The following is a 25947-nucleotide window of genomic DNA, read 5'->3' on the forward strand; positions in this document are numbered from 1 at the left end:
CTTCGCATGCCGAAGATCGCGCAGGACGGGCCTTCCGGGACGAAGGACAAGAATCTCGTGCACTCGCTGGCCAAGGGCTTTCGCGTGCTGGAGGCGTTCACCGCCGAGGAGCCGGAGCTTCTGCAGAGCGAGGTCGCGCGCCGCGCCGGCCTCGACGACGGCACGACGTTCCGGCTGCTCAACACCCTCGTGTCGCTCGGATACGTCGCAAAGGTGTCCGGCACGCGACGCTTCCGCCTGACGCTCAAGCCGCTCGAACTCGGCTTCAATGCCATCGCCCGCACCGGCTTGCGCGACCTGGCTCGCCCGCTCCTCCGCTCCCTGGTCGAGGAGGTCAACGAAGCCGCGAGCCTGGGCGTGCTGGACGGGGACGACATCGTCTATGTCGAGCGCGTGCAGGCCGGGCTCGTGCGCATCGGCGTGGACATCCGAGTCGGCTCCCGCATCCCTGCGACGGCAACAGCGATCGGCCAGGCGCTGCTGGCCTTCCTGCCCGCGCCGGACCTCGACACGGTTCTCCGGACCGCGCGATTCGAACGGATCGGTCCGGACGCCCCTGCAAGCGCGGACGAACTGCGCGACCGACTCGCTGAGGTGCGGCGCAACGGCACCGCGCTGAGCGACTGGGCAAGCGTGAACGGCCTTCGCGTCCTTGCCGCCCCGGTTCTGGACCGTGACGGCTACTCGGTAGCGGCGCTGAGCGTCGCGGCCCCGGCCGTGCGTGTGCCGAAGGAGGACTTCGTCGAGGCGGTGCGGGCGCCGCTTGTTGCGCGCGCGCGGGAACTGGGATCGGCGTTCAGCGCCGCCGGATGAACGAGAGCGCGGTGCTGGGTTCAGGCAACCAGCAGTAAATCAAGATGCTTGCGTGTGCCCGCATCCACCGATTCTGAACTAAGGAACACATCAAGCCGGTTGGCACACGCCAACCGGCTTCTCGCGTCTGAGGTCGGGCCGCCCTCCCTCGCGAGCGCCTCCCGCAGTCGGGCGACCTCCTCACGGTAGATCTCGCCTAGATTCCCGTGCAGGCGCGGCAGTTCACCGTGAGCTCGCGATGTGGGTTCCCTTGATCCGTGCGGCGGGCGTCACCGCGGAGTAGAGGCGCTCCGCCTGCGATCACGGCAGGAACAGACCGCCATTCACATGGATGGTCTGCCCCGTAATGAAGGAACTCGCGGGGCGACACAGCAGGCGCACCACTTCCGACACGTCTTCCGGCACGCCCTCCCGACCGACGATCGGCATGCCGGCGATGCCCTTTCCGGCCGTCGCCGCGCGCTTACCGCCGATCTTGCCTGGGACCACGCAGTTGACGGTGACCCCCGTCGCCGCGAACTCGACAGCCAGCGCGCGTGTCAAGCCGATGATGCCGGCCTTCGCGGTGCCGACATGCGCGCGTTCCTTCGCGCCGAGATGCGAACTGACGCCGCCCATGCTGACGATCCGACCGTAGCCACGGGACGCCATCCGCCGGAGCGCGGCGCGGGAACACAGGAAGGCGCCGTCCAGCACCACGCCGGTGATCTCCTTCCAACGGGCATACGACATGTCGGTGAAAGGCTCCTCGCCGCGCAGCGCCGCGTTGTTCACCAGGATATCGAGGCGCCCAAAGACCAGGTCGATCTCGGCGAACATCGCCTCGACGCCCGCCTCGTTGGTGATGTCGCAGAGGGTGACCATTGCCCGACGCCCCCGGGCCTCGATCTCCTGCGCGAGGGCCTCCGCCTCCTCGCGGGAGGAGCGGGCATGCAGGACGATGTCCGCACCCTCCTCCGTCAGCGCCAGCGCGCAGGCGCGGCCGATGCGCCGCACGCCGCCGGTGATCAGGGCGACATGGCCCAGCATCGGGGTGGCTGTCATGAATGACCCTCCGGCATCGCGTCGATCCGCAACAGCGGACGAAGATCACGAACGCGACGCGCATCGATGGTGCGCACGGCCGAGATCAGGGCGCCGGCGCGGTCGCGCCCGAGCAGGGGCGTGCAGAGATCGAGAGCCTTGGCCTCCACCTCGATCTCCGGCATCGGGTTGTCCGGCGTGCCGCGCACCGCGACCGCGCGATGGCGGCGTTGCTGACCGCCGGTGAACCGGATCTCGACGATTGCCTGGCGGGCGGGCACGGCGGCCGTGAGCTCCGGACTCGGTACCAGCACCATCTTCGACCGCATCGCGAGCACGGCGGGATCCTTCATGCGCGCGACGTCGTGCGCGGCGGCGAAGCTCACCGTGCCGTCGAGCAGCACGACAGCGGCCATATGCTGCACGCAGACATCGGGCATCGAGCGGTCGTCGACGATGTGGATGCGGTCGTCCGGCACGGTCAGCGTGATCGCCTCGATGGCGTCGGGGCTTTGCGGCGCGCCGTCGGTAATGGCGACGATCGCGTCCAGTACGGCCTGAATCGGGCTGCCCACGCACCACCTCTTGATGGAGGCGCGCATGATCTCGAAGCGGCTGCCGAGGCCATTGACCAGCTCGGCGCGGTCCTGCCTGTCCGCAAAGGCCGCGAACAGGTTGTGCTGGCCGGTCAGCGGATCGTCCACGCCGGTGAAGCCCGACGCCACCATCAGCGCACCCAGCGTGCCGTTGCGCGCGGGCATGGCCGCAAAGTCGAAGGCCTTCTCGACGTGGTGGGGATCACGGTTCCAGAAAGGAATGCCGCTGGCCTGCTGGGCCGCGTAGGACAGCAGGTGGCGCATCTGCCGCGCGTCGAGCCTCAGCAGGACGCCCGCGGCGGCAGCGGCGCCGAAGGCGGGCCCGATGGAATGGGTGCTGTGCTTCGCCTTGGCGGGTGAGGGGAAGCCGAGCGCGACGTTCACCCGCACGCAAACATCGTAGCCCAGCGCGACTGCGCGCAGCAGCGCAGCGCCGTCGGCATTCTCGCGCTCCGCAACAGCGAGGGCGGCGGGCACGACGGCGCAGCCGGGGTGGCAGCGGCCGGCCAGGTGGCTGTCGTCCGTCTCGTCGCCATGCGCGGCCATGGCATTGGCGAAGGCGGCCTGTGCTGCCGGGAGCAGCACCCGCGCACCAACCGCCAGCGCCTCCTCGACCCCGCCCATCGAGGCCGCGAAGCGAGAGCCCAGGAGCCCCGCGGCCAACTGCGTGCCGGAGACGATGGCAGCGATGCTGTCCAGCAGGTGCAAGCGCGTCTTGCGCTCGACATCCTCGGCCAGCGGGCGATGCGCAGCATCCGCCATGTAGGTGGAGAGCGCGACGACTTCGTCCGACAGAGCCTGCTTTGACGGTGCGGCCATCGGCTTGCTTCCCTAGATGCGGCCCAGGCGTGGCAGCGCCGGGCCGCCGACGATCGCGGTGCCATGGCCCGCGATGTGGCCCGTCGCCCCGGCGACTGGGGCGATCACGCCTAGCGCGTCAGGCGCACGCCAGCTTCCTGCAGGATGCCGCGCAACTGCGCCTGGTATTCGCCGAAGAAGGTCGCGGTTTCCTGGGGGCCGAGCCAGGCTCCGTGGAATTGGTTGTCGTCGAGATACTTCTTCCAGCCCGCGCTGTCCGACAGCCGTCCGAAGAGCTCCGTGTAAAACTCGACGGCCTCGGCCGGCATGCCCGGAGGTGCAACGATCCCGCGCGCCTGCACCACGTCGTTCACGGGGAAGCCGGCCTCGCTCAACGTCGGCACGCCGGGGAAGCCGGGTAGGCGCGTCGGATTGAGCTGTGCGAGCACGCGCAGCCGACCGGCACGCACCTGCTCGCCTGCCTCGCTCGGCTCGATGATCATCATGTCGACATGACCACCGAGCAGCGCAGCCATCCGCTCCCCGCCCGAGGGAAAGGAGATGAAGGCCCAGCGTGCACCGGTGTGCTGCATCAGGACCTGGCGCATCATGCCGTCACGGGCGGTAGGAGACCCGCCGGACTGTCGCACGGAACCAGGGCGCGCCTTCGCGGCGGCGACCAGGTCGGCAAAGCTGCGGTGTGGGCTGTCGGCGCGGACCACGATCAGCGCCGGCTCGATCGCCATGCGGCAGATCGGCGTCATGTCCGCCAGCGTCGCACGCGCTTCCGCTTGCACGAGCGGCAGCGAGGTCCAGAGGCTCGTCCAGACGCTGATGACATGGGGGTCGCCTCGCTTCTCCACGACATAGTTCATGGCTGTCGCACCGCCACCGCCAACGCGGTTGGCAACCTGGATGCGGCCGCCGAATAGCCTCTCCTGCTCGATGGTGGAAATCAGCGCGCGGGCGAACACGTCGGGTCCGCTGCCCGGTCCGTTATGCGCGACGAGCTCGATCGGGCGGGACGGTCCCCAGGCCGCGCGCGCCGGCGTGATCAAGGCGAGCGCCGCACCGGCGGCGAGAAGCGGACGACGCTGCATGCTCTTCTCCCTTCTTCTTGTTCTAGCTTCCAGCGATGCGGCGCCGGCGCGCCATCTTCATAAGCACGGGCGATACCAGGATGAGCGCGGCCATTGCCAGCATGACGGCGGAGATCGGCCGCTCCACGAGGATCGATGGATCGCCCATGGACATGGTCAGGGATTGCCGCACCGCCCGTTCCATGGAATCGCCGAGCACGAAACCAAGGACCAGCGGCGCCGCGGGAAATCCGAACTTGGCCATGGCATAGCCGAGCAACCCGAACCCCGAGAGCAACATCAGGTTGAGCAGGTTGTCGGAGACCGAATAGGCGCCGACTAGCGACAGGCCGAGGATCATTGGAAAGAGGACGTAGAGCGGGATGCGCAGGATCTGCGCGAATAGCGGCACCAGGGGCAGGTTCAGCACCAGCAGCATGAGGTTGCCGATGTAGAGGCTGGCGACCAGCCCCCAGAAGACCTGCGGGCTTTCCTGCATCATCATCGGGCCAGGCTTCACGCCCCAGACCACCAGGGCCGCGAGCAGGATGGCCGTCGTCCCGCCGCCAGGGATGCCGAGCGTCAGCAGCGGCACGAGCGCGCCACCCGAATCCGCGTTGTTCGCGCCCTCCGGCGCCGCCACGCCTTCCGGCACGCCTGTGCCGAATTTCTCGGGGTGACGGGAGACGGCCTTCTCCACGCCGTAGGCGATAAAAGACGCGATGGCCGAGCCCGCCCCCGGCAGGACGCCCACGATGAAGCCGACGACGGAGCCGTTGAGGAAGGCGAAGCGGCAGGCCTTCAATTCCTCCCAGCTCGGCAGCAACGCCCTCAGGGTTCTGGGCACAGGGAGCGGCGTGTTCTCCTCGCCCTGCTGGATGCTTTCCAGCACGCCGGCAACGGCGAAGAGGCCGACCGCGATGATCATGAAGTCGATGCCGCCGAGCAGGAAGGAAGAGCCGAAGGTGAAGCGGCTCTGCGAGGTGAAGAGGTCGGTCCCGATGCTGGTCAGCCAGAGCCCTACCAGAAGCGACAGCAGCGCCTTCAGCAGCGAGGACCCACCGAGCACCACCACCAGCGACAGGCCCAGCACCATCAGCGCGAAATACTCGGGCGAGGAGAACCGGAGCGCGAAGGCAGCGACCGGCGGCGCCAGCACCGTCAGCGCCACGATGCCGAAGGTGCCGGCGACGAAGGACGCGATGGCCGCGATGCCGAGCGCCGCGCCCGCGCGCCCGTTGCGCGCCATCTGGTAGCCATCGAGGCAGGTGACGACCGAGGACGCCTCGCCCGGAATGTTCAGCAGGATCGAGGTGGTGGAGCCACCGTACTTCGCCCCGAAATAGATGCCGGCCAGCATGATGATGCCGCCCGTCGGGTCCATCCCGAAGGTCAGCGGCAGCAGCAGCGCGATGGTCGCCGCGGGCCCGAGCCCGGGCAGCACGCCCACGATGGTACCGAGCAGGCAGCCGACGAAGCACCAGAACAGGTTGATGGGCTGCAGCGCGACCGCGAAGCCCTGGCCGATGCCGGAGAGGACCTCCATCCCGTCAGAAGCCCCACGGCCCGGTAGGCAAGCCGACGCTCATGAGGGCATCGAACACAAGCCAGAACCCCGCCGCGCAGGCCAGACCCACCAGGACGGATTGCGTCAGGCCGCGCCGGAACACGAACGCCGCCACGAAGGCGGACAGGATCGCGAAACCCGCGAAGAAGCCGACCCACTGCATCGCGAAGGCGGTGCCGGCGAATGCGGCCCATGTCAGCAGCGCACGCGCATGGCCCGTCCAGTCCGCCTCCCCGCCTGGAGCAGGTCGCATGACAGCGCGCACCACCAGTAGAAGGGACAGCCCGACCATCAGCACGCCGTAGCCCAGCGGAAAGAAGCCGGGCCCGGGCCCGTCCTCGCCGAGGAGTTCCCAGTCCAGCGACCGCCAGGTGACGAAGCTGCCCAGCGCGGCCAGCGCGAGGCCCGGGAACACGTCGATATCGAAGCGGCGCGCGGCCGTCAAAGGCAGAGTGCCACGAGGTCACGCATGTCCGTTACCTCTTCCAGGCTCCAGATCCGGTCGGCGATGGCGCGCGCCCTTGCCTCGTCCCGCGCGATGGCTGCGTTGCCTAGGAACTTACGCTCCAACGCCGCATCCGACATCGGATTGTCCACCGTGCCCGAAGCGTGCGCGACCGGCGCCTCGAAGCGGCGTCCGTCGATCGCGATGAGCGTCGCCTTCGCCTGGTCCTTGCGAAAACGCTCGGCCGTGCTGACCTCGATCTTCCGGCGGAAGGCCAGCACGTCGGCCGCGCCGGCACGGGCGTCAGTGTACTGCGCGATGCCCGCCGCGCCGTCGAGATACGCGACCGAAGCCGAGTGGTTGATGCTGAACTTGGACATCAGCCCGGAGCCCGGATCGTCCACGCCGGTGATCTTCACGGCATGCGGGTGCACCTCGAGGTCCACGCGCAGGACCTGGTCTGCCGGAACGCCGGCCTCATGATGCAGCGCGATCATCGCATCGATCAGCGGATGCAGCACGACGCCGCAAGCATGGGGCTTGTAGCCGTTGCGCGAGAGTTCGAAGCGCTCGCCGAGCCCATCAGCGATGCGGTCGGGCTCGGCTGTGCCGCTGTAGATCCGGATGAAGCCGCGCCTGCCTTCCAGGATCTCGTCCGAGCTGTTGAAGCCGCGTGCGGCAAGAAGCGCGGCGAAGGCGCCGGAGGACGCGGCCTTGCCGGCATGAAGGGACTTGCACATGGTCCCGCGGTTCTGCTGCATGCCACCGGCCTGCGTCGCCGCGATGCCGATGGCATGCGTCACCTGCGTCGCGTCCAACCCGAGCAGCCGCGCCGCGCCCGCGCCGGCCGCGATGGCGCCGAGCGTCCCTGTGAGATGCCAGCCGCCGTCGTGGTGCGCCGGCGCGGCCTGGCCGGCACGTACGCCTGCCTCGAAGCCCGAAACATAGGCGGCAATGAGGTCGCGGCCGCCGACCGGCCTGTGCTCGGCCAGGGCGAGCAGCGCAGCGAGCAGCGGCGACGACGTGTGCAGGACCACGCCGCCCATATGCGTATCGTCGAAGTCCAGCAGATGCCCCATCTGGCCGTTCGCCACCGGCGCATCCAGGAGACCGAGCCGCAGCCCGCCCTGGCCGAGTACCGGCGCGACCGCGGCCGACCCTGTCGCGGCGAAGGTGTCGAGAAGGATGCGCATGGTGGGATGCCGGCTGGCCGCCAGCGCGCATCCCACCCAGTCCAGCACGCCGCGCCGTGCCTCGTGCACGACGGCGCTGGGCAGGTCCTCGAAGCGCAGATCGGCGATGAAGCTGGCGAGCTTGCGCGTCGCGCCGAGGCCGAGAGCGGCAACGCCGTATTCGGTCCTTGCCGATGGGGCTGACACGCGGGGTTTCCTCCTGCGAGCCGGCATTGGTGGCCCGCCACTGACCCGGGCTGGTCCACCTGTGTGCCGCTGTATACATTTCCAGTCAAGCAACCAAGGGGCAACGCCGTGTCGCAGGCAGCAACCGTCGCCGAACATCTCGCCGAGGCCGCGCTTGCCGCACGCCCGGATGCCGCGATGCGGGAAACCTGCGAGCGCCTGCTGATCGACATCATCGGCCTTTGCGTCGCGGCGCGCGGCACGGACTATGTCGCGGCAACGCTCGCCGCGTCAGAAGGGCAGGGGGTGTGCACGGCGTTCGGCCATGCCGGCGGCCTGGGGCCGTCCGACGCCTGCATCGTCAACGGCACGGCGTCCCACGGCGAGGATTACGACGACACCTTCGAAGGCGGGCCGATCCATTCTGGCGTGGTGATCGTGCCGGCCGTGCTTGCGGCCGCCGAGCGCTTCGGCCTGTCGGGAGAGGATGTGCTGCGCGGCATCGCCGTCGGTGCCGAGGCGGCCTGCCGGCTTTCGACCGTGGTGCCCAAGGCCGTCCACAAGTCGGGCTTCCATCCCACCTGCGTCTTCGGAGCGCCGGCGGCGGCGCTCGCCGTCGCGGTCGCGATGCGCATGACGCCGCGCCAGGTGGTCGATGCGCTCGGTGTCGCGGGTTCGATGGCGGCCGGCATCATAGAGTATCTGACCGACGGCGCCTGGACGAAGCGCCTGCATCCCGGCTGGGCGGCGCAGGCCGGGCTGCGCGCGGCACTGCTGGCCAAGGGCGGCTTCCTCGGCCCCCGCACTGTCTTCGAAGGCCCGCACGGCCTGTTCAACGGCTTCGCCCGCACCACCCAGGGCAATTGGCCGGCACTGCTGGACGGCTTCGGCACGGCATGGGTCGGTTCGACGATCGCCTTCAAGCCCTTCGCGAGCGGCACCATGACCCAGCCCTTCGCGGATTGCGCGATCCGCCTGGCGAAGCGCGGCGTGACGGCCGAGGACGTCGTTTCGATCACCTGCGAGACCGCCGAGGGGATCCTGCACCGGCTGTGGGAGCCGCTGGCCTCCAAGCAATCGCCGCCAAACGCCTATGCCGCGAAGTTCAGTGTTCCCTATTGCATCGCCGCGGGCCTGATCCTCGGCGGCGCGGGGCTGGAAGCCTTCACCGAGGAGATGGTCCAGCGGCCGGACCTTCGCGCCCTCTGTGCGAAGGTGTCCTACGTCGTGGACCCCGAGAACCCCTATCCCCGAGCCTATACCGGCCATATCCGCGCGACGCTGCGAGATGGATCGGTGGTGGAGGAGCGCCAGACCCATCTCCGCGGCGGCGCCGCCGACCCGCTGTCGCGCGCGGAGATCGAGGCTAAGGCCCGGGCCAACTGCCTCCATGGCGGCTGGGACGCCGGGCGTGCCGCGGCGCTGATCGCCTTCGGCGCGCGCGCCTTCGACCTGCCGCGGCTCGACCTCACGCCGTTCCGGGGCTGATCACGCGGCGCGCGGCAGGGCGCCCTTGCCGCGCATCTCCGCTTCCTCGAACTCGGCCGCGGCAATGGCGCGATCGAGTGCGGCACGCAGTTCCTTCGCGGTCTCGAGCGTGATCTCGACGCCCGCCCGCGCGCCGGGATCAAGCGCGCGATTGATGAAGTCGAGCGTGATGACATCGCCGAGCGGCGCGTGACGCGCGTGGTCATAGGCGACGACCGCGTGCGACAGCGCGAACCAGGCGTCTCCGCGCTTGGCCATGCCCTCGGCCGGCGCGATCTCCACGATGGAAGTGCACATGGCGCGCGCCCCTAGGCCAGATGCTTGCCGAAGAAGGCGAGGAGCTTGCCCCAGGCATCCATCGCCTGCTCGGGGCGGTACAGCGGGCGGTGCCAGTAGAAGAAGCCGTGGCCGGCGCCGTCGTAGCGGTGGAATTCGTGGTCCTTGCCGTGCTTCCGCAACTCCGCCTCGTGCTGGTTGACCTGGTCGGGATTCGGCGCGCGGTCGTCGTTCCCGAAGATGCCGATCAGCGGGCAGCTCAGATCCTTGGTCATCGCGATCGGCGCGACGGGCGTCTTGGCATTGAGCTCGTCGGGCCCCATCACGACGCGGCCGCCCCAGAGATCGGCGCAGGCATCCACGTCCTTGCGCTGGCTCGCATAGATCACGGCGTGCCGCCCGCCGGAGCAGGAGCCGAACAGGCCGACCTTGCCGTTGTGCTCGGGCTGCCCGCGCATCCAGGCAACGGCGCCCGCGGTGTCGCCAACCATCTGGGCATCGGGGATGCCGCCTTCCGCGCGGACCTTCGCGGCGACGTCGTCGGGATGGCCGGCGCCGGCACGCTCATAGAGATTGGCGCAGATCGCGACGTACCCGTGGTGGGCGAAGCGGCGCGTCGTCTCGATGTAGAACTCGCTCCAGCCCGGGAGGTGATGGATTAGCACGACGCCGGGGAAGGGGCCCTTGCCCTCGGGCTTCGCGACATACGCGGTGATCGGCATGCCGCCATCGCCGGTGATGCTGACATTGCCGCAGGACATGCCTCGGTAGAACGACATCGCGGTTCCTCCTTCACGCCACGGCATCCTGTCGCCGGCGGGTTCGTGCTGTCCAGGGCGCCGTGGCATTGGCGGACCAGGCGCGCGAGCGCATCATCGTCGGGCAGCCGATCGGGAGTGGTGCGATGAGCGAGGTCAGGAACGGCAACCTCGGGCCCTATGCCCTGGCGGGGAAGGTCGCGGTGATCACCGGCGGCAGCAGCGGGATCGGCGCGGCCAGCGCCCAGCGCCTGGCAGAGCAGGGTGCGACGGTCGCCATCGGCTACAATGCCGGCCGGGACCGCGCGGAAAGGCTCGCGTCGGAGCTGCCAGGCAGCGGGCACCTGCCGATCCACATTCCGATGACCGACAGCACCGCGATCCGGGCCGCGGCGGCGGAGGTCGAGGCGAAGCTCGGCCGCTGCGACGTGCTGGTGAACTCCGCGGGAACGACGCGCGGCGTGCCGCATGCCGATCTCGAGGCGATGGACGACGAGACCTTCGACCGCATCCTGATCACCAATGTGCGCGGACCTTTCTCCACCATTCGCGCCTTCGCGCCGCTGCTGCGGAAATCGGGGGACGGCGTAATCGTGAACATCTCTTCCCTGGCCGCGCTGAACGGGCTGGGCAGCAGCATCGCGTATTGCGCGTCCAAGGCCGCGCTCGACACCATGGCGATGTCGCTGGCGCGCGTGCTGGGGCCGGAGGTGCGGGTGATCGGCATCTCGCCGGCCGGCGTGGACACGGATTTCGTGCCGGGCCGCAGCCGCGACGCCGTGCTGCGCCAGGCCGGCAGCGCGCCGCTGAAGACCGTGACGCAGCCCGACGACGTCGCGCTGGCGGTGGTCTCGGCGGTGACGCATCTCCGTCTGACGACCGGCAGCATCCTGCTGGTGGACGGCGGAAAGCGGCTAACCTGACGTCGGCTTGCTGCCCTTGAACAGCGCCTTGGTCGTGCGCGCGGCGTAGCGCCACCTGCCGTCGGCGCCGCGCACGCATTGGTCGGTGACGGCGCCGATCAGGATCGCGGGTTCCGACAGCAGCGGCGGCTCGCCGTCGTCGGCGTAGAGGCACATCGTCCATTCGCAGGTCGCGTGGGCCGCGTCGTGGACGATTACATGGAAGTTGCTGATGAGGTGTCGCGCCACGCGCGGGCCCCGGGATTCGCGTTCGGTGTAGAAGGCACGGATGGCATCGCGGCCGACGCGCGGGCGGTGGCTGGTGGTGTAGACGCCGTCCTCAGTGAAGAACTCATGCGCGGTGCGGCCCCAGTTGGAATCCACATCGCGCCAAAACGCGATGTTCAGGATTTCCAGCTCCTGCCGGATGCGCAGCTCGTCAACGGCCATCAGGATCGTCCTTGGTCTGGAGTTGGTCCGTGGAGAGTCGGTTGACGTCCGCGGCGAAGCCCGCGACAGGCGATGTCTTCTTCCGGCTGCGCTGGTGCATGCAGGGCGACTCGCCAGTGGCGCCGTTCGTGAGACCGGGACCGATGAACACGAGGAGCGCCCTACTCGATCGCGATGCCGGCGGATTGGATGATGGGACGCCACAGCGCGACCTCCGACGCCATCCGGCGCGTCAGGTCCGCCGGCGTCCCGCCCAGCGGTGTCAGGCCGAGCGGCGGCAGGATGGACTTCGTTTCGTCCAGCGCCAGCCAGGCGTTAGACGCCGCGTTCAGCTTCTCCACAATCTCCACCGGCAGGTTGGCGGGGCCGAGGATCGAGATGAAGCCGGTGGCCTGGTAGTCAGGCACGCCCTGCGACTGCACCGTCGGCACGCCCGGCAGCTGCTGGATCGGCGCGGCGGTGGTCACGCCCAGCGCCCGCACGGTGCCCTGCTGGATATGCGGCAGATAGGTCGTCACGAGATCAAGCGCCATGTCCACCGAGCCCGCGAGCAGGTCATTGGTCAGCGGCGCGGAACCGCGATAGGGCACGACGTTCAGCTGGATGCCGGCCCGGTGCTGCAGCAGCTCCACCGCGAGATGCGCGACGGAGCCGAGCGGCGGCGTGCCGCAATTCACCTTGCGCGGATTCGCCTTTGCATAGGTGATCAGTTCCTGCACCGTGCGGTAGGGCATCTGGCTGCGCGCGACCATCACGGCCGGCAGTTCCGCCAGCAGCGCGATCGGGGTCAGGTCCGTCACGGGATTGAAGGGCATCGACCGGTAGAGCAGCGTGTTGTTGGTGATGGGGCCGTTGGTGGTGATCATCAGCGTGGCGCCGTCCGGCGTCGCGCGCGCCACCGCGGCTGCGCCGATGTTCCCGTTAGCGCCGGACCGGTTGTCCACCACGAAGGACTGGCCGAAGCGGTCGCCGTAGTACCTGGACGCGCCGCGCGCGAGGATGTCGGTCGATCCACCGGGCGGCCATGGCACCACCACCGCAACCGGCCGGCTCGGCCAGGCCTGCGCCTGCGCCCGGCCCGACGCCGCAAGTCCCGCGCCGAGCGCCACCGCGCCGAACTGCCGCCTGGCGATGCTGGTCATCGTCTTCCTCCTCATCTTGTTGTCACGCGCCGAAATAGAGCCGCATCGGCGTGTCGCCGCCGATCAGCCGGCGCTGCGCGGCGTCCGGCACCCAGTCATGGAAATCGGCGATGGTGCGGGCATAGGTGACCTTGTCTTCGAAGGCGGCGAAGGGCCAGTCGCTGCCCCACATCAGCCGCTCGCCGCCCGAGACCTCGAGCAGCGCCCTGGCATAGGCACGCGCGTGGTCGGGGGTGGCCATGCGGAAGCCGCCCGACATCTTGACCCAGGTCCGGCCGCGCTCCACCGCCGCCAGCAGCGCCCTGAAGCCCGGGCAGTTGACGCCGAGCGCGTCGTCCGGCTTGCCGAAATGGTCGATCACCAGCTTCACGCCGGCCCCTTCGATGGCGGCGATCACGCCGGCGAGCGCGTCGCCGCTGGCCAGCGTGTGGACGTGCCAATCCAGGTCCCGGACGCGGCGCAGCAGCACCCTGTATTCCGCGGCGTCGAGGTCGGGCGGATCGGGCACGCGGCGGAAGAACAGCCGGATGCCGACGATACCGTCGGCCTTCAGCCGCTCCATCGTGTACATGTCGGTGTCCGGCCGGAGATAGGCCGTGCCGCGCAGCCGCGGGTTCCGCCGCAGGCAGCGGATGACGTAGTCGTTGTACTGGCCATAGAGGCTGGCCGCCGCGACTACGCCGAAGCCAACGCCATGCGTGTCCATCGTCGCGATGAACTGCTCGGCCGTCGCATCCTCGGGCGGGTGGTGCCAGGCCCAGGCTTGGATCGGCATGTCTCGGGTGTAGAGATGGAAATGCGTGTCCACCAGCGGAGAGTCGGCAGGGGGCTCCGTCATGCGCGTGGCACGCCGGCGGCGTCGGCCAGCGATCTCCAGGGGGGCAGCATGCGTTTCCTCCGCGGCGCGTCACCGCGCGCCGTGTTGCGCAGCGTAGCAGCCCTGCCGTGCGTATCCAGCGTTGTCGGAGCGTGTTCCGTATGGCGGAATACGACGGACGTGGCGGGAACCGCCCTGCGCGGCATGTTGGCCCGGCGCGAAAGAACAAGGGCACGGTGATGCGCGCGATCGAGATCAGGGGCCAAGGCGGGCCGGAGGTGCTGGCGCTGACCGATCGCCCGATCCCTGCCATCGGCTCGGCCGACGTGCTGGTCCGTGTCGCCGCCGCCGGCGTGAACCGGCCCGACGTGCAGCAGCGCAAGGGGCTCTACCCGCCTCCGCCGGGCGTGACCGACATTCCCGGCCTCGACATCGCAGGCGTGGTCGAGAGCGTGGGCGATGGCGTCGCCTGGCCGCGCCCAGGCGATGCGGTCTGCGCGCTCGTGGCCGGCGGCGGCTATGCGGAGTTCTGCAGGGCGCCGGCACAGCAGTGCATGCCGATCCCGCGCGGCTTCACCTTCGCCCAGGCCGCGACGCTGCCCGAGGCGTTCTTCACGGCCTGGAACAACGTCTTCCGGCTCGGCCGCATTGCGGAAGGCGAGACGCTGCTGGTGCAGGGCGGGACTTCTGGCGTCGGGCTCGCCGCGATCCAGATGGCGCGCGCGCTGCGCGGCGCGACGGTGATCGCGACCTGCAGTTCCGGGGAGAAGAGCGCGGTCTGCCGCGATCATGGCGCGCAGCACGTCGTGAACTACCGTGCGGCCGATTGGCCCGACCAGGTTCGGGCCGCGGCCGGCGAGCGCGGGGTCGACGTGATCCTGGACAGCCAGGGCGGCGACTATGTCCCGCTGGAACTCGGCCTGCTTGCCCGCGATGGGCGGCTCGTGCTGATCACCAGTCATCGCGCGCCGACAGCGACGATCAGCACGCGCGAGATCTACATCCGGGGCCTCACCCTGACGGGCTCCACGCTGCGGGCACGGCCCGCTGCCTACAAGGGCCGCATCGCGAAAGAACTGGTGCAGCAGGTCTGGCCGTTGCTCGGGGACGGGCGTATCCGCACGCATATCTGCGGCGTCCACGCGCTCGAGGATGCGGCGGCAGCGCACTCCGTGCTGGATGCGAATGCCCAGATCGGCAAGCTCGTGCTGACCGTCTCCGACCTCGCGCAGACCGCTCCCTGACCGACCCGCTGGCGAGCTTCGGCGCCCCGCCGCGCTGGTGCACGGCCTGGCGGTAAACGACCGCCTCGACCGCGGCGATGCCGCGCATCATCCCTGCTTGGGCATGGGGTAGTCGGCGGCGTTTAGCACCCAGCCCGGCTTCATCGAGAAATCCATCCGAGGCGGGCAGAAGATGTCCACCATCTGGCCGGCCTTCTCGGCCCGCGAGGTGTGGATCGAGGGCGGCGGAATCACCGTGACCGACGGCGCGCCGCAATACTCGTGCTCGTCCTCGATCCAGTGGTTCATGTTGGTCGTCCAGGGCCAGCGGATGTGATGGGTGTAGCCGCCGTCCAGCACCAGCGAGCATTGCTCGAAATCGTCGTGATGGTGCGGCGACATCTTGGTGACGTCGCGCGGCCCCTGCGCGGGCTCGAGATAGTTCACCATGAAGGTGGTGCAACGCCAGATCTTGCCGAAGCGGCCAGGTTCGGGCGGGACGTCGAGCGTGTAGCTGCGAACCTTGAAGCCGTCGGGCGGCGTCGGCCAGTCCTGCAGCGGCGGGATGCGGGGATCGGGCTCCCTGAAGCCGTCGGCGTTGCTGCACTTCGCCGCCAGATCCTCCGACCGCGGGGTGAACAGCCGCACGATGCGGCCCGCGGCCTTGATCGTGATTCGGCTGTCGCCAGGTGGAACGAAGGTCACGGTGTAGCCCGGGACCTGCTTCGTCTCGGCGCCGGCGGAGACCTCGGCCGCGGTGCCGGCATCGGGCTGCAGCAGCACGTATTCGTCGACCTGGCCCCTTCGCTCGAGCACGGCGCCGGCCGGCACCTCGGAGTAGGCGATGATGAAGTTGCGGCCGCGCGCGAACCAGCTGCGCATCCCGTTCGCTTCCTCCTGCGGGGGCTGCTCGTAGAACTTCGCGTAATGCGCCCCGAAGAAGGGGCCGCTCACCGCCTTCGGCGCCGTGGCGGCGGCGAGCGCCGCGCGGGGATCGGACGCGTCATAGGCCATGGAACGTCTCCCTAGCGTGTATCGCATGGCGGGACAGCGTTCCCGCGAGGTGACCGGAGTGTGTTGTCACCGGGTCGTGCTGTCAACGCGAGCGGGCGCGACATAGCCGAGCTGCGCGGAAATCCGCGCGGCGGATTGCTTCACATGCGCGATCTGCGCGGCCGAGGGTTCCGCTTCCACGAACTGGATCGAGCCGAGGATGGCGATGGCGCCGACCATGTGCCCGCCGCCTTCGAAGATCGGCGCGGCCAGTGCGTTGACGCCGAGCATGCTTTCCCCCGGCGCCACGGCCCAACCGCGTTCGACGATCAGGGCAAGCTCCTCGCGCAGCGTGGTCGGGCTGGTGATGGTGTGGGGCGTGCGCATGTCGAGGCGCGAGAGCAGCACGCGTTCCCGCACCGCGGGCTCGGCATGGGCCAGGCCCAGCTTGCCCTGCGCCGTGCAATGAGGTGCCATCAGCGACCCCGGCTTCACGCCGATTTCGATGGCTTCCCGTCCCGGCAGCGTTGCCAGCACCACCGCACCGCCTCCGTCCGCCCGGCTGATCACGACGGATTGGCCCAGCGTGTCGCGCAGCGCGCGCATCTCGTCACGGGCGATGGCGGCGAGGTCGAAATTCTCCGCGACCGCGCGGCCCAGCGTCACCAGACGGCTCCCCACGCGGTACTTCTCGGTCTCCGGCGACTGCACGATGTAGCCGGTCTCCACCAGTGTCCGGAGGTGCCGGTGTACGCGGCTCTTCGTCGTGCCGAGCGAGCGCGCGAGTTGCGTCACGCCTACGCCGCCGCGCTGCTCCGCAAGGAATTCCAGGATCCGGAACGCCATCGTGACGGCCTGCAATCCATCGCCCGTCGGCTGTCCCTCGATACGCGGCATGGCGGATTCCCCATCGGCCTTGACTTCGGCCGGGCCTGACCGGATGTTCTGACCTACAGCAGCGTGTTCCTTCTATCGGAACATGAGCCGTGCGGTCAAACCGTTGGCTTCCAGACTGCCGGGTTCGGGGAGGGCGCATCGCATGAACACCACTGCCGGGGACACGACCCGCGATGCCGAGGTTGCCGAGCTGCTGGTCGGCGCCGTGGACCTGCACTGCCATAGCGGCCCTGCCGCCATGCCGAGGATCCTGGACCACCACGACGCGCTGCTGGATTGCGCCGCGGGCGGGTTCAGCGCGCTGGTCTACAAGGACCATTTCTACCTCGGCACCGCGCACGCCATCATTCTCGAGAAGCTCTTCCCCGAACTTGGCGTGAAGCTGTTCTCCGGCATCGCGCTGAACAACGCCAATGGCGGGATCAACCCGCATGCGGTGGATCACGCAATCAAGCTCGGCGCGAAGATCGTGTGGATGCCGACGCTGTCCGCCGCGAACCATATCGCCCAGCTCGAAACCGTAGGGAAGAACTTCCCGAAGACCGCGAAGAAGATGCTGGACCCGATCCCGCTGCGCGCCACCGACGCGGACGGGCAGGTGTCCGACGTCACGAAGCAGGTCCTCGACCTGATCGCCGAGGGCGACATCATCCTCGCCGGCGGGCACCTCGACGCGGCGGAGATGATCAAGGTCTTCGCAGAGGCGAAGCGCCGGGGCGTGAGGAAGATGCTGGTCAATCACCCGACCTACATGATCGGCTGCACCGACGACGATATACGGGAGCTGGTCTCCCTCGGCGCCCATATCGAGCATTCCATCTGCATGTGGGTGGAAGGCAAGTCGAAGAAGTTCACGCCGCAGCAACTGCTGCACCTCATCGAGGTGGCGGGCGTGGACCGCACGGTGCTCTCCTCCGACCTCGGCCTGGTGGGATCGCCGCGGCCGGTGGAGGGATTCCGCCAGATCGTGCGCATCCTGCTGGACCAGCAGGTGCCGAAGGCGGACATCCGCAGGCTCGTCGGCACGAACGCGCTGGGCCTGCTGAACCTCGCGCCGAACTAGAACGCCGGCGTTAGGCCAGCGAGGGTATGGAGGAAGAACGATGATAAAGCGTCGTGCCCTCGGCGCTGTGCCGGGGCTGGCTTTGCTGCCGGCTTCGTCGCGCAGGCTGGTGCAGAACTGACCATGACCGAGACCTTCAAGACCAGGCTCCATCGCGGCGACCGGCTGCTCGGCTTCTTCATCGGCACGCCATCCCCGGCGGTGGTCGAGATGGCGGGGTATTGCGGCTACGACTTCGTCATCATCGACACCGAGCACGGCCCCGCCGATATCGAGACCATCGAGAACATGCTCCGCGCCGCCGCCATGCACGGCATGGCCGGGCTGGTGCGTGTGCCCGACGGGTCCTATGCGAGCATCCAGCGCGTGCTGGACGCCGGCGCCGACGGGATCATGGTGCCGCACGTCATGAATGCCGACCTCGCGCGCGAGGTCGTGGACCGCGCGCTCTTCGCGCCCCAGGGCCGGCGCGGCGTCGCCTTGTCGCGTTCCTCGGCCTACGGGGCGGGCGACGCGAAGGAATACTACGCCACTCGCAACCGTCACACCGTGGTGATCGTAATGATCGAGGACGCGGAGGCCCTTCCCGTCGTGAACGACATCGTCGCGGTACCCGGCATCGACGCGGTCTTCATCGGTCCGGGCGATCTTTCGGCGTCGCTTGGCCACGCCGGCGACACGAAGCATCCCGTCGTCCAGCAGGCGGTCGCGCAGGTCGCCGCGGCGGCGAAGCGGCACGGCATCGCGCGCGCAACGGTCGGGCGCTCGGCGGAGGATGTCCGGCGGCTCAAGGCGGAGGGCATCGGCATGGTCTGCTTCAACACCACGGCGATGCTGGTCAATGCCATGCAGGCGCTGCAGAAGGAGCTGGCGCAAGATCCGGGCAAGGCTTCCTGACGCGGACGGCGCGAGGCGCCGCCGACTGGAAGCCTGATCCCGCGGGGCGCCGGAGGTCCGGCCAGACCGGGTCCGCGTCGCCTACGGCATCCGGGCCAGCATCGCCGCGACCGCCGCGCGGTCGGGCATGCCGTCCCAGCCTTCGCCGTTCATCGCCTTCAGCGCAGCCGTCGCGGTCGCGAAACGCGCGGCGTCCAGCACATCCGCGCCTTCCGCAAGCCGCAGCGCGAAGGCGCCATGGAAGACGTCGCCGCAACCCGTGGTGTCGCGCGCCGCGATGCCTGGCGCCGGGACGGCGACGATGCGCCCGCCCAGCCACCACAAGCTGCCGCGCGCCCCGAGCGTCACGGCGGCCACCGCCCCCAGGCCCGGCGCGACGCGCGCCAGCCCGGCCTCCGGCTCCGCCGTCCCGGCAAAGCTCGCCAGGCCATGCTCCGAGAAGACGACGTGATCGGCCTGCGGCACGAGGCGCGCCAGCACGCCTTCGGGGCTGATCTCGGCATCCAGCACGCGCGGGATGCCGCGCGCGGCGGCGGCGGCGAACAGGCGCTCCGCCCCGGTGATCCAGCGGGGATCGCCCAGCACCGCGCCGGCCCCGTTCAGCCAGGCGGGATCCAGCGGCGCGTCCTCCGGCAGCCTCTCGCCGGAGAAGACCGCGAGGATACGCTCGCCCTCCGCGTCCACCAGAATGCCGGAGGTCGGGGATCGCGCGCCCTCCGTCACCGTCGCGCCGCGCGTGTCAACGCCGTGCCGGCGCAGCATCGCCAGCAGCGTCTCGCCCACGGCATCGCGCCCGAGGCGGCCGCACCAGACGACCTCGCCACCCAGCCGCGAGATGGCGACGGCCGCCGTCGCTGCCATGCCGCCGCCGACCTCGCGGTAGCCGCGTGCGATCACCTTGCCGGGGCGGAAGGGCAGGGCGGCCAGGTCGTAGTTGCGATCGAGCACCGCGATGCCGGAGCACACGACCTTTCTGCGATCCATCCCTGCGATACCCCGATGCGCGTCGAAGCCCGATCATCGGATGGCCGCTGGGCGGCATCAATGCCCACACGGCCGGGTCTCCCCTGCCGGGATTGCGCGGCGTCGCGACACTCATCGGACGACGCCGCCCGTTGTGCAGGCATTCCTGGCGGCAGGTCGGCCACGCGGCCCAGCGAGACGCGTTGTCGCCCGGGGGCTTATCGCTATGCTGCGTCGGGTCGACCGCCGGAGAAACCGATGACGCCACGGCCTCTGGACACCCCGTGCCGATGACCGCCGCCGTCCTGCGCCATCCCCTGGGCGCTAGCGCGGCGGTCGCGCTCGCCGCAACGGCCGTGATCGCCGCCCTGGCGTCGGCGCCGGGCGGCGCGACGCTCGCGCAGCAGATCGTCTCCGGCCTGACGCTCGGCGGGGTCTATGTCGCTGTGGCCGTCGCCTTCACGCTGACGATCGGCGTGCTGAACTTCCTGAACTTCACGATCCCGACGCTCTTCATGCTGACCGGCATGGTCGCCTGGAGCCTGGCGCGCTGGGGCCTGCCCTTCGGCCTGTCGCCCGGCCTGCACTGGGCCCCGGCGCTGGCCGGCGGGATCGTGGTCGCGATCCTCGCCTCGCTGATCGTGGAGCGCTTCACCTTCCGCTACTTCCGCACGCGCCACGGCGACGCGACGGAGCATGCGATTCCGCTCGTCTCGTCGCTCGGCTTCCTGCTGATCTTTGAGCATCTCGTCCTGATCTTCCTGGGATCGGAGGCGCAGAGCTTCCCCGTGCGCTTTCGCCTGGACTGGCAGGCCGGCCCGCTGGTGGTGGGGCTGCCGCAGCTGCTGTCGCTTGCGGTCTCGCTCGCGGTGGTGTTCTGGCTGTCCTGGCTGCTCAAGGCGACGAAGGTGGGCCGCGCGCTGCGGAGCATCGCGGAGAATCCGGACACCGCGACGCTGCTCGGCGTGGATGTCGCGCGGATCGTGCCGGTCGTCTTCGTCCTCAGCGGGCTGCTCTGCGGGGTCGCGGGCGCGCTGTTCGTGGTGAACTACAGCGACGTGTCGCCCTTCATGGGCGACGACGTCGGGACAAAGGCGATCGCGGCCATGGTGTTCGGCGGCGTCGGCTCCATCTGGGGCGCGATCGCAGGCGGGCTGCTGGTCGGCGTGCTCGAGACCCTGGGCATCCACTTCTTCGGCGGCGACGCCGCGCAGCTGGTGGTATGGTCGGTCCTGCTGGCCACCCTGATCCTCCGGCCTCAGGGGCTGTTCGGGGGATCGCGGATCGGGAAGGGGAAGCTCTGATGTCGGGTTACTGGTCCGGCATCCTGGCGATCCTCGCGATCAACGTGATCTTCGCCTACGGGATCTTCATCCCCGCCGCGGCCGGGCAACTCAATCTCGGCGGCGCGGGCTTCATGGCGATCGGCGCCTATGCCGCGGCGATGCTGGGCGAGGCGCTGGGCTGGACGCCGGCGGAGACTATTCCCGCGGCCGTGGCCATCACGGGCTGCGTCGGCATCGCCATCGCCTTCCCGGTGCTGCGGACACGGGGCGTCTACATGGTGCTGGCGACCTTCGCCTTCGCCCAGGTCGTGACCGGCGTCATCCTCACCCAGCCGGCCCTTGGCGGCGCGATGGGGCTGGTGGTGCCGGACTATGTCGGCCTCGACGCCCTGCTGGGCGCCGCGGCCGGCGCGACGCTGCTGGTCTTCTGGCTCATGGCGTCCCGCTTCGGCCTGGCGCTGCGCGCGCTGCATGACGACGAGCTCGTCTCCACCATCATGGGCGTGCCCGCGCGCGCGATGCAGGTCGCGAGCTTCGCGATCGGCGCCGGGCTGGCCGGCCTCGCCGGCGGGCTCTACGCCCATCACTTCTCCTTCGTGGAGGCGCAGTACTTCAACCCGCTTCTCTCGATCTACGTGCTGCTCTTCGTGCTGATCGGCGGCACGCAGACCGCCTGGGGGCCGCTGGTCGGCGCCTCGTTCTTCACCATCGTGCCGGAACTGCTGCGCGTCGGCGGATCCTGGCGCTATGTCGCCTTCGGCGCGATCATCGTCGCCATGATGATCCTGCGCCCCGAGGGCATCGTGACGCGCACGGCGCTGGCGCGTCTGTCCGGCCGCCGCGCCGATGGCTGACCCGCTGCTGAGCCTGTCGGGCGTCTCGAAGTCCTTCGGCGGGCTGACGGTGGTGGAGGATGTCGGCTTCGACCTGCCGCGGGGTGGGCGGCTCGGCCTGATCGGGCCGAACGGCGCGGGCAAGACCACGGTCTTCAACCTCATCTCCGGCGTCTATCCCATCGACGCCGGCGAGATCCGGCTCGACGGCCGGCCCATCCAGCATCTGTCGCCCGGCGCGCGCGTGCGCGCCGGGCTGGCGCGGTCCTTCCAGAACATCCGCCTCATGCCGCATCTCTCGGCGGTGGAGAACGTGATGCTCGGCCAGCACGCGCGCGCCTCCAGCCTCGGCGCGCTGCTGACGCCGATCGGCTGGATGCCGCGCGGGCGCTGGCGGAGAGAGGCGGAGGCGCTGCTCGCTGAGGCCGGCCTCGACATCCATCCCGGCGCGGTCGTGGCGAACCTTCCCTACGGCATCCGCAAGAAAATCGAGGTCGTGCGCGCCCTGGCCGCCCGTCCCAAGGTCCTGATGCTGGACGAGCCCGCCGCCGGCCTGAACCCGGCCGAGACCGTCGAACTCGCGCGCTTCCTGCGCGGCATCGCGGATTCCGGCACCACGCTGCTCGTCGTCGAGCACGACATGGGCTTCGTCAACGAGGTCTGCGACCGCGTCGTCGTGCTGAACTTCGGCCGCAGGATCTTCGAGGGCACGCTGGCCGGCGCCCGCGCCGAAGCCGCGGTGCGGGAGGCCTATCTCGGCGCGGAGGTGAGCGATGCTGCTTGACGTCGAGGAGCTGCACGTCCGCTACGGCCGCACCCATGCCGTGCGCGGCGTTTCGCTGAGCCTGAATGAGGGCGAGGTCGTCACCGTCCTCGGCGCCAACGGTGCCGGCAAGTCGTCCCTGCTGCGCGCGCTGGCGGGCGTCGTGCGCCCCGCCGCCGGACGCATCCGCTTCGGGAAGGAGGAGGTCACCCATGCCGCCGCGCCCGACCGCGTCCGTCGCGGCCTGGTGCTGGTGCCGGAGGGAAGGCAGATCCTGGTCAGCCTGACCGTGCATGAGAACCTGCAGATGGGCGCGTATTGCCGCACCGACGCTGATGTCGGGCGCGACTTCGCGGCGATCTACGACCGCTTTCCCAACCTCGCAGGGCGGCGCGACATGCCGGCCTCCGTCCTGTCCGGCGGCGAGCAGCAGATGCTCGCGATCTCCCGCGCGCTGCTGGCCAGGCCCAGGCTCATGATGCTGGACGAGCCCTCGCTGGGGCTTTCGCCGCTGCTGGTCGCGCGTCTCTTCGACCTGATCGGTGCGCTGAACCGGGACGGCCTCGCGATCCTCCTGGTGGAGCAGAACACCGGCATGGCGCTGCGTGCGGCGTCCCGCGGCTATGTCATGGAACTCGGCCGCGTGGTGCTCGACGGCCCCGCCGACGCACTCGCCGACAACGACGCATTGGCCGCCGCCTATCTCGGCGCCCACTGAACCGAGACACACAGGGAGACATCCGATGAAGCGCAGGACACTTTTCGCCGCCGCGGCCGGCATCGTCGCCGCCCCTGCTTTGCATGCCCAGCCGCGAGAAGTCGTGCTCGGCCTCAGCATGGTGAAGTCCGGTCCTCTCAAGTCGCCGGGCGAGGCGACGGAGACGGCGGTGGACATCGCCATCGGCGAGATCAATGCGGGTGGCGGCATCGCCGGCCGCCAGGTCCGCCTGATCAAGTTCGACACGGGCTCCGATCCGCGCCAGGCCGCGACGGCCGTGCAGAAATTCGCGCGCGACGACAACGCGCTTGCCGTCATCGGGCCCTTCTCCTCCGGCGAGGCCGCGGTCGCCTTCCCCGTCGGCGAGCGGCTCGGCATCGTGCAGGTCTCGACCTCGTCCTCCGCCCCGGGCCTGACCGGCAGCAACACCTACGCCTGGCGAATGACGGAAGACGAAGGGAAGCAGTTCGGCCGGCTGCTGACATCCCTGCAGCGCAAGAACATCCCGGCCGCTCGCGCCGAGATCATCTTCATCTCCGACGAGCGCGTCTCCGCCATCACCGCAACGCAGTTCTACCCACCGCTGCTGCGCGAACGCGGCATCGCCTTCGGCGAGCCCGTCTCCTTCCAGTACCGCTCCTTCGACATCGCCCCCCAGGTCACCCAGATCCTGCAGCGCCAGCCGCAGGTCGTCGCGCTCGCCGCGACGCCGGACGGTGCGGGCAAGGTGCTGCGCGAGCTGCGCCGACAGGGCTTCCGCGGCCGCGTCATCGGCAGCCAGATCTTCGCCGACCCGAACTCGGTCGAGCTCTTCGGCCCGGAGGGCGACGGCATGCTGATCGTCGCGGGCTTCTGGTGGGACCGCAACGACGCCACGCGCGCCTTCACCGTGAAGTACCGGGAGGAGAATGTGCGCCGCGGCCTGCCGCAGAAGAAGATCCCGCACCATTCCGATGCGCAGGCCTACGACACCGCCTTCCTGCTGAAGCAGGCGATGGAGCGTGCCGGCATTACCGGCGATCCCGCGCGCCTGGCGGCCGAGCGTACCGCGATCCGCGACGCGCTGCAGGGCATCCGCTTCACCGGCGTCACCGGCGAGAACACCTGCTTCGACGCCGCGCGCGACGCCGAACTGCCGGGCTTCATCGTCGAGATCCGGAACCAGGAATGGTCGCTCTTCGACCAGTTCCCGGCCGATGCCTGCTCATGAGGCGCCTTGCCGTCCTCGGTGGGGCAGGGGGCATCGGCCGTTCGCTGGTCGCGCGCGCGGCGGCGGAAGGCTGGCAGGTCACCGTGCTCGACCTGCCGGCCTCCCTCGCGCGCCATCCCGTCCCGGCCGGCCTGCGCGCCATTCCGCTCGACGGCAAGGACGAGGCCTCGGTCGCCGCGGCGTTCGCGCAGCTCGGCGATGCGCTCGATGGCTTCGTGAACCTGGCGGGCTTCGCTTCGCCCATGCAGAAGCTCGGCGAGGTCGAACCCGCGGTCTGGGACGAGGTGATCGCCGGCAATCTCCGCACCGCCTACCTCTCCGGCCGCGCCGCGCTGCCGCTGCTCGCGAACGGCGAAAGCCCCGCCATGGTGCTGATGGTCTCGGGCCTCGCGGCGTACACCAGGCCCGGCTACGGACCCTACGCCGCGTGCAAGGCGGCGATGGTCTCCATGACCAAGACGCTGGCACTGGAGGCGGCGCCTGCGATCCGCGTCAACGCGGTCGGCCCCGGCGCGGTGGACACCGCCTTCCTGCGCGGCGGCACCGGCCGCTCCGCCGAGGCCGAGGCGCCCAGGCTCGACCTGGACGCCTATGCCGCGATGATCCCGCTGAAGCGCATCGCGGTGGCGGAGGACGTGGTCGGGCCGACGCTGTTCCTGCTCGGCCCCGACAGCGCCTACATGACGGGCCAGGTTCTCTGGGTGAATGGCGGGGCCTACATGCCATGAGCGACTGGGCGGTGGATCTCGGCGGCATGACGCTGCGCGGCGTGGCGGACGAGGACCCGTTCGAGCTGCCGCGCGACCTGCTGTTCCCCGGCACCGACGTGTCGCTCCTTGAACGCGCGGCGCAGCTCGATCCGCTCGGCGTGAACGTCGTGCAGGACCTGGTCATCCTGCGCGTGCAGGTCTTCGTGATCGAGTTCGGCGGTCATGTGGTCGTCGTGGATGGCGGCGTCGGCAACGGCAAGGACCGGCCCGCGCGCGCATCCTGGCACCATCGCCGGACCGATTTCCTCGATCGGCTGGGCGTGGCGCCGGACGAGGTCGACATGATGCTGTTCACCCACCTTCACGCCGACCACGTGGGCTGGGCGACGCGCTGGCTGGATGACCGCTGGGTCCCCACCTTCCGCAACGCGCGGCACGTCGTGACGGATGTGGAGTATGCGTACTGGGAGGCGAAGAACGCCGTCGCCCCCGCCAACCACGGCAGCTTCGACGACAGCGTTCTGCCGATTGCCGAGGCCGGGCTGCTCGACCGCGTTCCGCTGGACCACGTCCCGCTCCCCGGCCTGCGGTTCCGTCATCTGCCCGGCCATACGCCGGGGCAGGTGGGCATCGTGCTGGAGGGCGCGCGCCGGCCCGCGCTGATCGCCGCCGATGCCGTGCATCACCCCGCGCAGCTGCTGGTGCCGGCGCTGACCTCGCGCTTCTGCTCCGACCCGCAGGCCGCCGTGGCGACGCGCCTGGCGCTGCTGGAGGAGGCGGCGTCGGAAGGCACGACGCTCGTGCCGCACCACGCGCGCGGCCGGCGGCTCTGGCAGGTCGCGCGGGACGGCGAGGCCTACACGCTGCGGGACGCCTAGC

Annotated in this window: 27 protein-coding genes; 13 read left to right on the forward strand and 14 right to left on the reverse strand. The window is 69.8% G+C overall.

Annotated elements, in window-relative coordinates:
* The first annotated feature begins 6 nt into the window (after positions 1 to 6).
* Complete coding sequence (locus tag ACLF3M_RS07045) at positions 7 to 813, forward strand: IclR family transcriptional regulator (protein ID WP_430656168.1); 807 nt, start codon at positions 7 to 9, stop codon at positions 811 to 813.
* 300 nt (positions 814 to 1113) lie between these two features.
* On the opposite strand, the gene ACLF3M_RS07050 is transcribed toward ACLF3M_RS07045, so the two are convergent.
* The 6 genes from ACLF3M_RS07050 to ACLF3M_RS07075 form a co-directional block, all read right to left on the reverse strand.
* The gene (locus tag ACLF3M_RS07050) at positions 1114 to 1857 is read right to left on the reverse strand and encodes an SDR family NAD(P)-dependent oxidoreductase (RefSeq protein ID WP_430656169.1); all 744 of its coding nucleotides are present in this window, start codon (positions 1855 to 1857) and stop codon (positions 1114 to 1116) included.
* A complete protein-coding gene (locus tag ACLF3M_RS07055) occupies positions 1854 to 3251 on the reverse strand; it encodes an MmgE/PrpD family protein (RefSeq protein WP_430656170.1) in 1398 nt (465 codons plus the stop codon). The genes ACLF3M_RS07050 and ACLF3M_RS07055 overlap by 4 nt, the downstream gene beginning before the upstream one ends.
* A 110-nt stretch (positions 3252 to 3361) precedes the next feature.
* Positions 3362 to 4330 carry a Bug family tripartite tricarboxylate transporter substrate binding protein gene (locus ACLF3M_RS07060; protein WP_430656171.1) on the reverse strand — a complete coding sequence of 323 codons (969 nt, stop codon included), beginning with the start codon at positions 4328 to 4330 and terminating at the stop codon, positions 3362 to 3364.
* Positions 4331 to 4352: 22 nt separating this feature from the next.
* Positions 4353 to 5855 (reverse strand): tripartite tricarboxylate transporter permease, encoded by a 1503-nt coding sequence (locus ACLF3M_RS07065; protein ID WP_430656172.1) that lies wholly within the window; start codon positions 5853 to 5855, stop codon positions 4353 to 4355.
* Between the two features lie 4 nt (positions 5856 to 5859).
* Positions 5860 to 6321: a tripartite tricarboxylate transporter TctB family protein gene (locus ACLF3M_RS07070; RefSeq protein ID WP_430656173.1), complete on the reverse strand. Its 462-nt coding sequence runs from the start codon at positions 6319 to 6321 to the stop codon at positions 5860 to 5862.
* Positions 6318 to 7700 carry an MmgE/PrpD family protein gene (locus ACLF3M_RS07075; RefSeq protein WP_430656174.1) on the reverse strand — a complete coding sequence of 461 codons (1383 nt, stop codon included), beginning with the start codon at positions 7698 to 7700 and terminating at the stop codon, positions 6318 to 6320. Before ACLF3M_RS07075 ends, ACLF3M_RS07070 begins: the two co-directional genes overlap by 4 nt.
* Positions 7701 to 7808: 108 nt before the next feature.
* On the opposite strand from ACLF3M_RS07075, the gene ACLF3M_RS07080 reads away from it, so the two are divergent.
* The gene (locus ACLF3M_RS07080) at positions 7809 to 9167 is read left to right on the forward strand and encodes an MmgE/PrpD family protein (protein WP_430656176.1); all 1359 of its coding nucleotides are present in this window, start codon (positions 7809 to 7811) and stop codon (positions 9165 to 9167) included.
* Here the strand turns inward: ACLF3M_RS07080 and ACLF3M_RS07085 are convergent, their stop codons facing one another.
* The gene (locus tag ACLF3M_RS07085) at positions 9168 to 9464 is read right to left on the reverse strand and encodes a DUF6295 family protein (protein ID WP_430656177.1); all 297 of its coding nucleotides are present in this window, start codon (positions 9462 to 9464) and stop codon (positions 9168 to 9170) included. It abuts the gene before it with no gap.
* An 11-nt stretch (positions 9465 to 9475) separates the two neighbouring features.
* Positions 9476 to 10222 (reverse strand): dienelactone hydrolase family protein, encoded by a 747-nt coding sequence (locus ACLF3M_RS07090; protein WP_430656178.1) that lies wholly within the window; start codon positions 10220 to 10222, stop codon positions 9476 to 9478.
* 125 nt (positions 10223 to 10347) lie between these two features.
* Here ACLF3M_RS07090 and ACLF3M_RS07095 point away from each other — a divergent pair, with 125 nt between their 5' ends.
* On the forward strand, positions 10348 to 11124 hold the full coding sequence (locus tag ACLF3M_RS07095; protein ID WP_430656179.1) for an SDR family NAD(P)-dependent oxidoreductase: 777 nt from the start codon (positions 10348 to 10350) through the stop codon (positions 11122 to 11124).
* On the opposite strand, the gene ACLF3M_RS07100 is transcribed toward ACLF3M_RS07095, so the two are convergent.
* The 3 genes from ACLF3M_RS07100 to ACLF3M_RS07110 all read right to left on the reverse strand — a co-directional run bounded on the left by ACLF3M_RS07100 (position 11116) and on the right by ACLF3M_RS07110 (position 13533).
* On the reverse strand, positions 11116 to 11553 hold the full coding sequence (locus ACLF3M_RS07100; RefSeq protein ID WP_430656180.1) for a YybH family protein: 438 nt from the start codon (positions 11551 to 11553) through the stop codon (positions 11116 to 11118). The genes ACLF3M_RS07095 and ACLF3M_RS07100 overlap by 9 nt on opposite strands.
* A gap of 161 nt (positions 11554 to 11714) precedes the next feature.
* Positions 11715 to 12695, reverse strand: a complete 981-nt coding sequence (locus tag ACLF3M_RS07105; RefSeq protein WP_430656181.1) for a Bug family tripartite tricarboxylate transporter substrate binding protein — start codon at positions 12693 to 12695, stop codon at positions 11715 to 11717.
* Between the two features lie 22 nt (positions 12696 to 12717).
* Positions 12718 to 13533 (reverse strand): amidohydrolase family protein, encoded by an 816-nt coding sequence (locus tag ACLF3M_RS07110; protein ID WP_430656182.1) that lies wholly within the window; start codon positions 13531 to 13533, stop codon positions 12718 to 12720.
* A 140-nt stretch (positions 13534 to 13673) separates the two neighbouring features.
* Between ACLF3M_RS07110 and ACLF3M_RS07115 the strand changes: the two genes are divergently transcribed.
* Positions 13674 to 14756, forward strand: coding sequence for an NAD(P)H-quinone oxidoreductase (locus ACLF3M_RS07115; protein WP_430656454.1), 1083 nt, complete (start codon positions 13674 to 13676; stop codon positions 14754 to 14756).
* A gap of 87 nt (positions 14757 to 14843) precedes the next feature.
* On the opposite strand, the gene ACLF3M_RS07120 is transcribed toward ACLF3M_RS07115, so the two are convergent.
* Both ACLF3M_RS07120 and ACLF3M_RS07125 read right to left on the reverse strand, forming a co-directional pair.
* On the reverse strand, positions 14844 to 15749 hold the full coding sequence (locus ACLF3M_RS07120) for a hypothetical protein (RefSeq protein WP_430656183.1): 906 nt from the start codon (positions 15747 to 15749) through the stop codon (positions 14844 to 14846).
* Positions 15750 to 15815: 66 nt separating this feature from the next.
* A complete protein-coding gene (locus ACLF3M_RS07125; RefSeq protein ID WP_430656184.1) occupies positions 15816 to 16625 on the reverse strand; it encodes an IclR family transcriptional regulator in 810 nt (269 codons plus the stop codon).
* A 142-nt stretch (positions 16626 to 16767) separates the two neighbouring features.
* On the opposite strand from ACLF3M_RS07125, the gene ACLF3M_RS07130 reads away from it, so the two are divergent.
* Together ACLF3M_RS07130 and ACLF3M_RS07135 are read left to right on the forward strand one after the other, a co-directional pair.
* Positions 16768 to 17688 (forward strand): DUF6282 family protein, encoded by a 921-nt coding sequence (locus ACLF3M_RS07130; RefSeq protein ID WP_430656185.1) that lies wholly within the window; start codon positions 16768 to 16770, stop codon positions 17686 to 17688.
* Positions 17689 to 17811: 123 nt separating this feature from the next.
* On the forward strand, positions 17812 to 18585 hold the full coding sequence (locus ACLF3M_RS07135; protein WP_430656186.1) for an HpcH/HpaI aldolase family protein: 774 nt from the start codon (positions 17812 to 17814) through the stop codon (positions 18583 to 18585).
* 81 nt (positions 18586 to 18666) lie between these two features.
* Here the strand turns inward: ACLF3M_RS07135 and ACLF3M_RS07140 are convergent, their stop codons facing one another.
* Positions 18667 to 19569 (reverse strand): PfkB family carbohydrate kinase, encoded by a 903-nt coding sequence (locus tag ACLF3M_RS07140; RefSeq protein WP_430656187.1) that lies wholly within the window; start codon positions 19567 to 19569, stop codon positions 18667 to 18669.
* A gap of 269 nt (positions 19570 to 19838) precedes the next feature.
* Here ACLF3M_RS07140 and ACLF3M_RS07145 point away from each other — a divergent pair, with 269 nt between their 5' ends.
* The 7 genes from ACLF3M_RS07145 to ACLF3M_RS07175 are packed head-to-tail and all read left to right on the forward strand — an operon-like array spanning position 19839 to position 25946.
* Complete coding sequence (locus ACLF3M_RS07145; protein ID WP_430656188.1) at positions 19839 to 20852, forward strand: branched-chain amino acid ABC transporter permease; 1014 nt, start codon at positions 19839 to 19841, stop codon at positions 20850 to 20852.
* Complete coding sequence (locus ACLF3M_RS07150; RefSeq protein ID WP_430656189.1) at positions 20852 to 21688, forward strand: branched-chain amino acid ABC transporter permease; 837 nt, start codon at positions 20852 to 20854, stop codon at positions 21686 to 21688. Before ACLF3M_RS07145 ends, ACLF3M_RS07150 begins: the two co-directional genes overlap by 1 nt.
* Positions 21681 to 22451, forward strand: a complete 771-nt coding sequence (locus ACLF3M_RS07155) for an ABC transporter ATP-binding protein (RefSeq protein WP_430656190.1) — start codon at positions 21681 to 21683, stop codon at positions 22449 to 22451. The genes ACLF3M_RS07150 and ACLF3M_RS07155 overlap by 8 nt, the downstream gene beginning before the upstream one ends.
* Complete coding sequence (locus tag ACLF3M_RS07160; RefSeq protein ID WP_430656191.1) at positions 22441 to 23148, forward strand: ABC transporter ATP-binding protein; 708 nt, start codon at positions 22441 to 22443, stop codon at positions 23146 to 23148. The genes ACLF3M_RS07155 and ACLF3M_RS07160 overlap by 11 nt, the downstream gene beginning before the upstream one ends.
* A 25-nt stretch (positions 23149 to 23173) precedes the next feature.
* Complete coding sequence (locus tag ACLF3M_RS07165) at positions 23174 to 24358, forward strand: ABC transporter substrate-binding protein (RefSeq protein WP_430656192.1); 1185 nt, start codon at positions 23174 to 23176, stop codon at positions 24356 to 24358.
* The gene (locus ACLF3M_RS07170; RefSeq protein ID WP_430656193.1) at positions 24355 to 25086 is read left to right on the forward strand and encodes an SDR family NAD(P)-dependent oxidoreductase; all 732 of its coding nucleotides are present in this window, start codon (positions 24355 to 24357) and stop codon (positions 25084 to 25086) included. The genes ACLF3M_RS07165 and ACLF3M_RS07170 overlap by 4 nt, the downstream gene beginning before the upstream one ends.
* Positions 25083 to 25946, forward strand: a complete 864-nt coding sequence (locus ACLF3M_RS07175; RefSeq protein WP_430656194.1) for an MBL fold metallo-hydrolase — start codon at positions 25083 to 25085, stop codon at positions 25944 to 25946. The genes ACLF3M_RS07170 and ACLF3M_RS07175 overlap by 4 nt, the downstream gene beginning before the upstream one ends.
* The last annotated feature ends 1 nt before the right edge of the window (position 25947 follow it).

The sequence above is a fragment of the Falsiroseomonas sp. HW251 genome, from assembly GCF_050563545.1.
Lineage (GTDB): Bacteria > Pseudomonadota > Alphaproteobacteria > Acetobacterales > Acetobacteraceae > Falsiroseomonas.